Here is a 10,708-nt window from a genome sequence, read left to right as displayed (position 1 = left end):
TCTCAAGCTCCTGCAGTGCAAACGGAAGAGACGGCTGAACAGCGGAGACCGGAGCTGTCGGCACCGGTTCGTCGAAAACACCGAGAAAGCCAATAGCGGATTGGAATGCTGCATCCATCAGACTCGGATGAAGGATAAGCTTGCCTTCGGCATCATGCGCAGTTTCGGGCAGAGACAGCTCCGCCAGCAACTGTTTGAATCCGCAATATACGTTCTGAATACTACGGTGCGCCGGGCCATAATCAAGGCCTGTTGTTGACAAAAGGGGATAGCACTTTCTGGACGGGAGCTCCTTAAATACACATTCTCCTCGCAGCTTCGTAATATCCAGTCTGGATGCGCTTGTGCTGTTAACGACTTTTACGGTACCCTCAGTGTGAATAATTGGTTCTTTCGTATCGAAAAGACTGATAACAGTAAATCGGATATCTCCGCTATTTTTCGGCTCAAGCGCCACCTGTAAGCGAATAGGCTTTGTACCTGTTGTGACCGGCCTTGTCCATACCACATCGACCAGTTTCAGTGAATCTTTTTCTTGTGTATTCGCTAACGATATTTCAGCGGCGGCTCTCGCCATCTCCAAATACACCACACCGGGCAAAACGTGCCTGTTCTTCACGATATGATCTCTTAAAAAGAATTCCGCTCCCGTGAATATTGAATGAAACCGCTGTTCTCGAAAGCAAGAAACATTCTCATGCAGCAGCGGATGAAGAAGTCGTCTCTTATTGAGCAAGATTTCACCGCTGTCCACTGGCGAATCAGGCAGCCAGAAGCATTCTCTCGAAAAGGGATACGTAGGCAGGGAAATCCGGCGGGGGTGGCTGACAGAGAAACAGGCTTTCCAATCGGATTCATACCCTTTTACGAATAATTTTGCAAGCGTCATCATTTTCATAAAGCAGTCATGAGCAGTTCCGTCATCGGCTATTAGTTCCTCAATGGTCTCCATTCCCAGTTGTACGAGCGAGGGCTCATTGCTGCGCTCTTTTTTCGGCACATACTCCATAACGCAGGCTTCCACTTTCCGATTCTCCAGCACTCCTTTTACGCATTCACGCAGATCCGCTACATCATTTACAACAAAAGCTGCGCGAAAATCGAAATGCTCTCTTCCGACCAGAAGAGTCCAACTGATGTCCTGAAGACGGCAATTGTTTCCCTTATCACTCAGCCAAACCGCCAAATCTTCCATCTTGCTCATAAGCTGTTTTTTCGTCTTTGCAGATAACGGAATCATATAAAAAGTATATTTCCGCTCTTCCTCTGCGGGCCAGTTAAGGGGAGCAGGCGCTTCCTCCAGTATCACATGGGCATTCGTGCCTCCGAACCCAAAGGAGCTTACCCCTGCCCGCAAGGGCGCATACTGCCCATCTGCTTCAATATAAGATTTCCATTCCTGAGGGCGGTCAACAATGTAAAAGGGGCTATCTTCAAGAGAAATGCGATGGTTCAACTGATTAAAGTTCCGTAATCCTGGCAAATGCTTATTTTGCATTGACAGCAACACCTTAACGACACCCGCTACTCCGGCGGCAGACTCCGTGTGCCCGATATTCGTTTTGGCTGAACCCAAACCGCAATAACCCGTTTGACCACTCTCTCCTTCTTCCCGAGCAAGTATGTCGAAAGCATTTAATAGCCCTTTGATTTCAAGGGGATCTCCCTTGGGGGTACCCGTCCCGTGAGCTTCCATATAGCTAATTGTCCGAATCCCGACTCCCGCGTTCTTAATTGCTTCAACGATCACTTCCGCTTGAGCATCGGGATTAGGATATGTAAGCGTATGCATTTTGCCGCCGTGGTTAATGGCGCTACCTTTGAGAATACCTAGTATACGATCTCCTTCTTGCAGGGCTTTATCCAGAGGTTTAAGCAGAATGACACCCGCACCCTCGCTGCGAACGTAACCATCCGCTAGATCATCAAAGGTTTTGCAGGAACCGTTGGGAGACATCATTCCGGCTTTAGAAAACGCTATATGACGGGTTGGCGTCAAGATAAGGTTCACTCCTCCCGCCAAAGCCAAACTGCATTCAGCCGAATTCAGGGAGTTCATCGCTAAATGAATGGCATAAAGTGAACTGGAACATGAACTGTCAATAGCAATGCTAGGGCCTCTAAAATTAAATATATGGGAGATCCGGTTCGCAATGACGGAAGAGGCCGTTCCCGTTGAATAATAGGTTTCGATATTCTGGGACCGCCGCTCCTGCAGTTCCTTGTAATCATGATTAAACACGCCCATAAAAACGCCTACTTTGTCCCCGGACAAACTGGACGGACGTAATCCGGCATCTTCCAAACAGGACCAGGAGAGTTCTAACGCAAGCCGCTGCTGAGGGTCCATGATTTCGGCCTCTCGCGCCGAAAAGCCAAAAAAAGCAGGATCGAATGCCGCGACATCGCTGAGGAATCCGCCCCACTTGCTATTGGTAAAATTGCCTTCGCTTTGAGGATTTCCCCAGTAATCCTGCCATTTCCAGCGTTCCTCTGGAATCTCTCGAATGCTCGAACGCCCGTTTATGAGATTCTGCCAAAACTCATCGGCGTTCGCCGCTTCCGGGAACCTGCAGGCCATGCCGATTATGGCTATATCGGTTGGTTTATACTTCATCATAGACTTCACCTTCTCAAAGAATCGACTTCCGATTCCATCCTTAGGAAATGTTAATGAATAGCGGTTATTATATGTATGCCAATACCAGCCGTCTCAACTGCTCCGCGATTTCTTCCATTAGTTTCTCGCCAATTCGATCCGCATGCCGATTTCGCCAGTTCTCCAGTTCTGTCCCTTTTACCCATTGATTGAACGCACCCAATGCCGGGCCGCAATGAATCTGGTAGTCCACCTTTTGATCCAGATCGCCACTTATGGCCAAACGTGTTGAATGAGAAAAGTACCACTTGAAAACAAGAGCCATTTTATATTTAGGATTTTTTTCTGCCTTTTCAATTTCTTCCGGCTGCTTATAACGTTTTACCAATTCGTAGACTTCTTCGAAACTATGACGAAAGTACCTGTCTTGAATTCTCTTCTTTGTGTTCTCACCGATTTCGTCCAATGAATTATATTGGTTGTATAGCTCGTATAGTTTGTTAGCTCTTGCCGGGAAGAACACTCCTTTCTTCAACACCTGAATTTTCGCCCCGAGTTCGAACATATCTCCAGCAGGCGCGTAATCGGTATCCTGCACATTGGCATTCTGCAACAATTCTTTAGCGGCCGCGCTCGTCCCCGCTTCCACTGTACACTGGTTAATTGAACCTGTTACGATATAATCGGCGCCCAATACGAAAGCTGCCAGCCCCGCTTCAGGTGTTCCAATGCCGCCTGCGGCTCCCAGCTTGATCATTTCCGAATACCGGTATTTCTCCATCATTTCATCACGCAATTTAATCATGGTTGGCAGTAAAGCGTATGCAACCCCATGATCTGTATGCCCGCCGGAATCCGCCTCCGCCGTCAAAGCGTCAGCCATCGGAACAAGCTTCAGCAATTGCGCTTCCTCATGCGAAATTTTATTCTCCGCCAACAGCTTCTCCACCAAGCGGGCAGGCGCCGGGCTTAAAAAACCTTCGGCCACTTCAGGCCTAGAAACCTTGGCTATAATTCGGTTAGCAATACCGACAGTCCCATCGGGTTTCCGCTGTAAGCCTTTCGCCCGGTATTTGACAAGCGCAGACGTTATGCCAAAGAATGCAGATGCTTCGATTGTCCTAACTCCATACCTCAAATAAAGGTCTGCCACTTGTTCTTCCAGATCAGGATTGTTAGGCTGATGAAGCAGATTCATACCGTACGGTTCTCCATTATTCAAAGCTTGCTGGATCGTTCGAATCGCCTTCTCAATATCTCCGAGTCCTAATCCTCCCGCTCCAAAGAAGCCCAGTATTCCGGATTTGCCTGCCTTCACAACAAGTTCAGCGGAAGAAATCCCCTTATACATGGACCCGATCATGTAGGCATATTTCAAATTGTAATCCGAGCGGAGCGCGGCATTCCCCAATGTGTATGGAGTGATGTCCCGGAACTTATCGGAAGAGGCCACTTGCGCTGCTCGTACCGTCGGTTCGGTTGACGGTAACTCCTTCTCCGCGATGATCTGGTTCGACGGCTCCGCTATGTAATCTTCCGGACTTGGATCATCCTCAACGACAATCGGCGTGGCTTCCTTGCGTATTGCAGCTACGAGCTTTTTCAATACATCTTTTGGCCCAACCTCAATAATTTCCACTTCGCCTTTCCCCATGAGATAACGGATACTATCACACCATTGTACCGAGTTAGTGATTTGCTCCAGCAAATTTTGCTTGATTTCGTTTTGCTTGTAAGGTCTGGCGTGAACATTTGAGATAACCGGTATATGAAGTTCTCCGAATTGGACTGATTTCAGAAAATCCTCAAATTCGCTTTTCACTCCGTTCATGTATCTGGAATGAAAGGCACCGCTTACGGAAAGCGGATAGTACAAGGCTGCACCTGCCGCTTCAAATATCCGCTGAGCTCGCTCAATCTCTTCCCTGGGACCGGAAACCACCGTTTGCGATGGAGAGTTATAATTCGCCGCATCTATCGCTGTCAAGCCGTTTGCGACAAGAATCTCATGAATTTGCTCAGCTTTCAGTCCAACGATCGCGGCCATGCCGCCGCCAGAAACTTTCTCCATCAATTGACCGCGTTTTTGTACCAACTTTAATCCCGTTTCAAAATCAAAAGCCCCAGCTGCGAACAGAGCATTATATTCCCCTAAACTGTGACCGGCCACGTAATCGGGTGTCTTACCGGTCTCCCGCAACAGTTTGAGATAAGTCAACGCGTTTACGACATACAGTGCAGGTTGAGTGAAATCCGTCCTCCCCAACTGCCCATTAGGATCCTCCAGGCATAGCGTCTTAATTGAATAGCCCAAAATTTGTTCTGCCTTGGCGGTAAGCTCCGTAAACTCATCAAATAGCGTTTCACCCATTCCTTTATATTGCGAGCCTTGTCCTGGAAAAACACAAGTCGTCATTTCCTCATTATTCCTCCCCGGAAAAAAAATAGAATGTTTTACGTTTGTAAGCCGCAGCGATTCCAAAACATGATGATTTGTTCCAAATGAGCTAAGGACAGAATGACACTCCGATTTGCTGTCTTCCCCCAAGCATCTTTTAACAAAGTTGGCCAATGAGCCCGAAGGTCCTAGATCCACATATATATAGCTTCCTTCTTGCTCTAAAGTACGAATCACATCGGCAAAAGAAATCTGTTTTCTTACGGTATCCCAGAAATAGCCCGGACCCAACTGATGCAGAAGTCTCCCTTCCGCGCATGATGCCAAAGGAATAGCCGGTGGAGAGAGCTTCAAATTCTTCAAATAGGCTTTATACCTTTCTTCTGCCGGATCAATCAGGGAAGAATGAAAGGCATAGCCCACCGGGAGCAATTGACTGATTACTCCCTGTTCATTCAACCGGCTATGTATTTCCCGAATATCACCAGGTTCGCCCGAAAGCACGAAATTTGAAGCATAATGGATCGCCGCCAATTGGCTCCTAGTTCGAATGAACGAGTTTGCCTCATACATTCCGGCATCATGCAAGACCGCCAGCATGCTGCCTTCTGCACATGTGGATTCAATCAACTCGGCCTGCTTCAGCACCGCCAACAAAGCCGCTTCAGGTCCGATTACACCTGCGACTGCGGCGGAGGCAAATTCGCCTAGACTGGCTCCCAAAACATAATCTGCCCGGAATCCGTTCTCAAGCATCGTCGCAGCCAGTGCATATTCCACCATAAAAATCGCGGGATGCGATAATAATGTCCGATTAAAAACATCATGCTTCTTTTTTTGAGGATCGTAGATGGCGGCTAGTACGGACTGCCCAATAATGCCGGATGCAATCCGATCCAAAGTCCGCAGCCAGTGCCTGAAAACTGGAGAGAGATCGAACAGTTCCTTGCCCATCTGATAGGATTGAGATCCTTGCCCTGAAAACATAAAAACCATTGGCTTCTTCATCAACGAAATCTCCCTCCTTCCGGTGATTCCCTCAGAGGCCAGAATTTCTGATTTTTACGCATACGGAAGCGGATGAACTGTTCACTTTCATCAAATTGGAAATAAATATTGTATTGGAGCAAGTAACTAAACGGCAGTCCCGGCTCTTTTCCGTACGAATGACCGGGGTAGATCCGTATGTCAGGAGAAATCGTATTTTTAATCCTTTGAACGCTTTCGTACATGCTTTCCGGCGAACCTCCCGGAAAATGGCAAACTCCGCAGCCTTCTATGAAGATTGTATCTCCCGTAAACAAACTTCCAGGCAAGAGAAAACAAGCGCTTCCGACGGTATGTCCCGGAGTAAGCAGGCAAGTGACTAAGGTATCCCCTACAGGGATCGTCTTACCGTCTTCAAACGAATGCAGATTGGTGCAGCGGTAACCGTAGTAACTTATTTCTCGGGCTGACATGTAAACACGGGCATTGTACATCCGGGCCAAAGCTTCCGCCTCGTTGACATGATCATTGTGTGAATGAGTCAATAATATAGTCGTAAGCTCCACACGAAGCTCTTCCAACATTCTTGCAATTAACTTCTTTTCCCACGCAGGATCTACAATTATAGCCTGTTTGGATGTCCGGTCCACAATAACGTAAATATAATTGTAATGTGTACTGTGGCCGGCTTTATAAGTGTACAACTCATAGGTTTTTTCCATTTTTTATCATACATCCTGCATTTTTAATATTTGACCTTTTGATTGCGTGAGATCCGGCTGACTATTGACTTGCCATAACTCCTGTAAGGACCTGCGGAAACAGAGCATCGATTCGCTGTTCAAAACTACATTTTTGGGATACGTAACGGCACATACATAGTGATGAATAATAAAGACGGCTGTCACATATTGAAATATATTTTTGTAATACAACGTGAATTCGTTATCCCCTCTTTCTAAAGAAGCAACCTCATATATAGCAAGGGATGCAGTCAGACCGGTTTTGAAGACTTTCGAAATCGACTCCTTGGCAGACCATAGGCAAAAAAGAAAGGTTTCGTAATCAAAAGGGAAATTCCGGGCAAGTTCCTTTTCCCACTCCGTAATTACACTTTCTATGGCATCCTTCTTTCCAGGGCATATACGCTCAATATCAATCCCCATCGGCACCGCCTCCGGAAAAACTATCGCGGCTCCTAAATCATCACAATGGCTTATGCTTAGCTGCATATTGGGCAGCAGGGGCGATACGAGAATAGGCTGGTGAAAAACGCCTTGATCGATAAAAATGTCGCTTCGCTGGTCATGGCCAATGACCGCAGAGGCAGCTGAGCGCCCGACATGTCTGCCAAGGAGATAGCTTTTTCTTCGTCGTTCATAATCCATCTTATCAAAACGCTCCCTCTCCTTTTCATGCAAGTCATGCGAAAGAGACAAGTATTCATCGAGTGCAGCGCACCAACAAAAGCATATGGCCACTTCATAGCTGCGATCATCAACTTGCAACCTTAACCTGTTGATTACCGTTCTCGGATAGCGTTTTAAAGTCATACATTACCTTCCCTTTTTTGGGGATACAAAAAACAAAAGGCCCAGCCGAGGGCCGAGACCTTTATTTTTATACCATGATATGTGAAAAAACACACTTTCCCCAGGTCGCCTACGGAAACCCGCACACTACTCTACAGCAAATTATAGGCCTACGTTGTCCACTAACGTGCCGAAACATCGATTAGCTTTCATACTAAAGTAGGATATAACATATACAAAAAATGTCGATTTTTATCAGTTTGCTCGAAATTATACATTATGTTCACTATAACATACCGGAAATAATAAGTGAATAAAAAAGTTCATACCATAAGATTACATATTTCGACATTTTTTTGAACAAATTGCTTTTATAATTTCTGAAAGGAAGGATTTAAATTTCTACTAATGATCGCTGTGCCAAATGAAAGGATGTTGTACTATGAATTGGTATGCTCTATACGTTGAAACAGGTAATGAAGAACAAGTTCGACAATTGCTTCTGCAACAATTTGACGAAAGATCCTTGGTTTGTATAAACCCCAAAAAAAAGGTCCCCGAAAAGCGGTCCGGCATTACCTACCATAGGGTAAGGACACTTTTTCCCGGTTATGTTTTCATTAAGATAAATATGAGTCCTGAGTACTACCATATAATAAAAAATACCCCAAAAGTATATAAACTAGTAAATAATGGAGCTGTTTATAAAAAACCTGCGAGAGCAGCTTCTGGAAATAGCATCAAGGAAGATTACTCTTTTTTCTCTACAATACCGGAAGAGGAAATGGCGCCTATTCTACAAGTCATGGGGACTACAGATGTTCTGGAGTACTCTACGATTACCATTGAAAATTCAAGGATACATGTCGACTCCGGTCCGCTTAAAGGGATGGAAGAACGAATCAAAAAGGTTGATAAGCATAAAAACAGAGCAAAAGTACTGTTCGAAATCATGGGTGATGGCAAGCTGATCGATGTCGGAGTTGAAATTACAAACAAATACGACCCTACATAATTTTCATGATTCACCATTTCTGATTCATAATCTAATTTTTGAGACTCCCACGGCTAAAGCCACATGCCCTACACCTTGCGGTGCGACGGGCGGGATTCTTGAATGACTAAGCGTTCGCAGTCCATTTCTGGTTTGAACAGTCTTCAAGATGAGGGCATCTCATTGCCCCTCCTAAGACAGTGCATCTAGCATCTTAGGCTGATTGACTGTTGCCATCAATCACAGGCGCATATCGAATGTTCATAGCGCCGACTACATCACGATGTTTTTCGAATCCGCATTTGCATTTGTATTTTCTGTCTTGCGCCTTATTCTTTTCAGAACATGTAGGGCATATTTGACTTGTGTATCCCAGGATTCACATACTCAATTGTAATGCCAGCTACATTCGCTTTGTATTCAACGAACTGAGACAGGCGATAAAATGACCAGGTATGCAGATTCTTTTCGTTTTTACGGCTTGTTCTTGCCGTCTGCCTGATGTTCGCCAGTTGTTCCAGGCGAATGACAGAAATCTTATTGTCTTGTGCAAAATTTACAATGGCATGACTTACTTTGTGGTCTTGGTCTTTCATCCAGCGTTGCTCCTTGTCTTTTGAACTGGCACAACAAAAAAGAGTAGTATTTCCAAATATTTGAAGTGCCACAATCACTTCGTATGTGACCTTACTCTCATCCCCCCTAAAGGGGGGGCTATCGCACCGTAGTGGGCTTTCTCGTTCGGAAAATCTGTAATTATCCCGGCGAAAAAAACCTCCGTCAAGACCGGCAGACCGGAACTCGCGGAGGCTGACACAAAATTGAGCTAAACTCGAAGGTGTGCTTAGTACTGCAACGCAGGGTAAATCGGGAACCGATCCGTCAGCGCGGCAACCCGGCGGGCAGCGTCCTGCAGCGTCGCTTCATCCTTCGGATTCTTAAGCACCTCGGCGATAAGCTGGCCGATCTCGACCATGGCCTGCTCATCCATGCCGCGCGAGGTAACCGCCGGCGTGCCGATCCGGATGCCGCTTGTCACGAACGGGCTGGTCGGATCGAATGGGATCGCATTTTTGTTAACGGTGATGCCGATGGAGTCGAGCACTTTCTCCGCATCCTTGCCGGTAATGTTCAGATTGCGCGTATCGACCAGCATCAGATGGTTGTCGGTTCCGCCGGAGACGATATTGACGCCCTCGCTGATAAGCGTTTCGGCCAGCACTTTGGCGTTCTTCACGACATTCTCGGCATAGGTCTTAAAAGACGGCTGAAGCGCTTCGCCGAAAGCTACGGCTTTGGCAGCGATAACATGCATCAGCGGACCGCCCTGGCTTCCCGGGAATACCGCTTTGTCAATCGCCGCCGCCCATGGCTGTTTGCAGAGAATCATGCCGCCCCGCGGGCCGCGCAGCGTCTTATGGGTGGTGGTGGTCACGAAATGGGCATACGGAACCGGGCTTGGGTGCAGACCTGCGGCCACCAGACCGGCGATATGCGCCATGTCGACCATGAACAGCGCGCCGACGTCGCTCGCGATCGAAGCGAGGGCTTCGAAATCAATCGTACGCGGATAGGCGCTCGCGCCGGCGACAATCAGCTTCGGACGGTGCTTGAAAGCCGCTTTGCGTACTTCGTTGTAATCGATAAGGAAGGTATCCTCCTGAACGCCGTAGGCGACAAAATTATAGAGAAGACCGGAAGCGTTAACCGGGCTGCCATGCGTCAGGTGCCCGCCGTGGGCCAGGTTCATGCCGAGCACCGTATCTCCGGGGTTGAGCGCGGCAAGATATACGGCCATGTTCGCCTGCGCGCCGGAATGCGGCTGCACATTGGCGTGATCGGCGCCGAACAGCTGCTTGGCACGGTCGCGGGCCAGATCCTCAACGATGTCCACGTCCTCACAGCCGCCGTAGTAACGTTTGCCCGGATAACCCTCCGCGTATTTGTTCGTCAATACGGAGCCCATAGCCTCAATGACGGCCTCGCTCACGATATTCTCCGAAGCGATCAGCTCAATATTGGCCTTCTGACGCTGGAGTTCCAGTCCCATCGCTTTCAGCACTTCCGGGTCATTCTTGCGCAGTTGTTCCATTGTTCTTATTTCCTCCCTGAATATGGTTTATGAGATGGGGGTATTCTTCCCTAATCACACAGCTTCGAGCCGTCATTATCCGGCAGCCGATACACCGCGCGTTCGC

Annotated in this window: 6 protein-coding genes and 1 pseudogene; 1 reads left to right on the top strand and 6 read right to left on the bottom strand. The window is 47.4% G+C overall.

What is annotated here, in order from left to right; translation table 11 throughout:
- From L692_RS29520 to L692_RS0119590, 4 genes are all read right to left on the bottom strand, one after another.
- On the bottom strand, positions 1-2,620 hold a 2,620-nt coding region (locus L692_RS29520), incomplete at its 3' end, for a type I polyketide synthase (protein ID WP_198027791.1).
- Positions 2,621-2,687: 67 nt separating this feature from the next.
- On the bottom strand, positions 2,688-6,005 hold the full coding sequence (gene fabD / locus L692_RS29515) for an ACP S-malonyltransferase (protein WP_025701752.1): 3,318 nt from the start codon (positions 6,003-6,005) through the stop codon (positions 2,688-2,690).
- Positions 6,005-6,706: an MBL fold metallo-hydrolase gene (locus L692_RS0119595; protein WP_025701751.1), complete on the bottom strand. Its 702-nt coding sequence runs from the start codon at positions 6,704-6,706 to the stop codon at positions 6,005-6,007. Before L692_RS0119595 ends, fabD begins: the two co-directional genes overlap by 1 nt.
- Positions 6,707-6,712: 6 nt before the next feature.
- Positions 6,713-7,537, bottom strand: coding sequence for a 4'-phosphopantetheinyl transferase family protein (locus L692_RS0119590; protein ID WP_025701750.1), 825 nt, complete (start codon positions 7,535-7,537; stop codon positions 6,713-6,715).
- A gap of 421 nt (positions 7,538-7,958) precedes the next feature.
- Between L692_RS0119590 and loaP the strand changes: the two genes are divergently transcribed.
- Positions 7,959-8,531, top strand: coding sequence for an antiterminator LoaP (gene loaP, locus L692_RS0119585; protein ID WP_025701749.1), 573 nt, complete (start codon positions 7,959-7,961; stop codon positions 8,529-8,531).
- A gap of 193 nt (positions 8,532-8,724) precedes the next feature.
- On the opposite strand, the pseudogene L692_RS29510 reads toward loaP, so the two are convergent.
- Both L692_RS29510 and glyA read right to left on the bottom strand, forming a co-directional pair.
- Positions 8,725-9,124: pseudogene (locus L692_RS29510) on the bottom strand (RNA-guided endonuclease TnpB family protein); the annotation flags it as partial.
- A gap of 230 nt (positions 9,125-9,354) precedes the next feature.
- Positions 9,355-10,602, bottom strand: coding sequence for a serine hydroxymethyltransferase (gene glyA / locus L692_RS0119575; RefSeq protein ID WP_025701747.1), 1,248 nt, complete (start codon positions 10,600-10,602; stop codon positions 9,355-9,357).
- Positions 10,603-10,708: the final 106 nt, after the last annotated feature.

The organism is Paenibacillus forsythiae T98, assembly GCF_000520735.1.
In the GTDB taxonomy this organism is placed as follows: Bacteria; Bacillota; Bacilli; order Paenibacillales; family Paenibacillaceae; genus Paenibacillus_AQ; species Paenibacillus_AQ forsythiae.
Note: the sequence above shows the minus strand (reverse complement) of the source record. Positions and strands in the feature narration are given on the sequence as shown.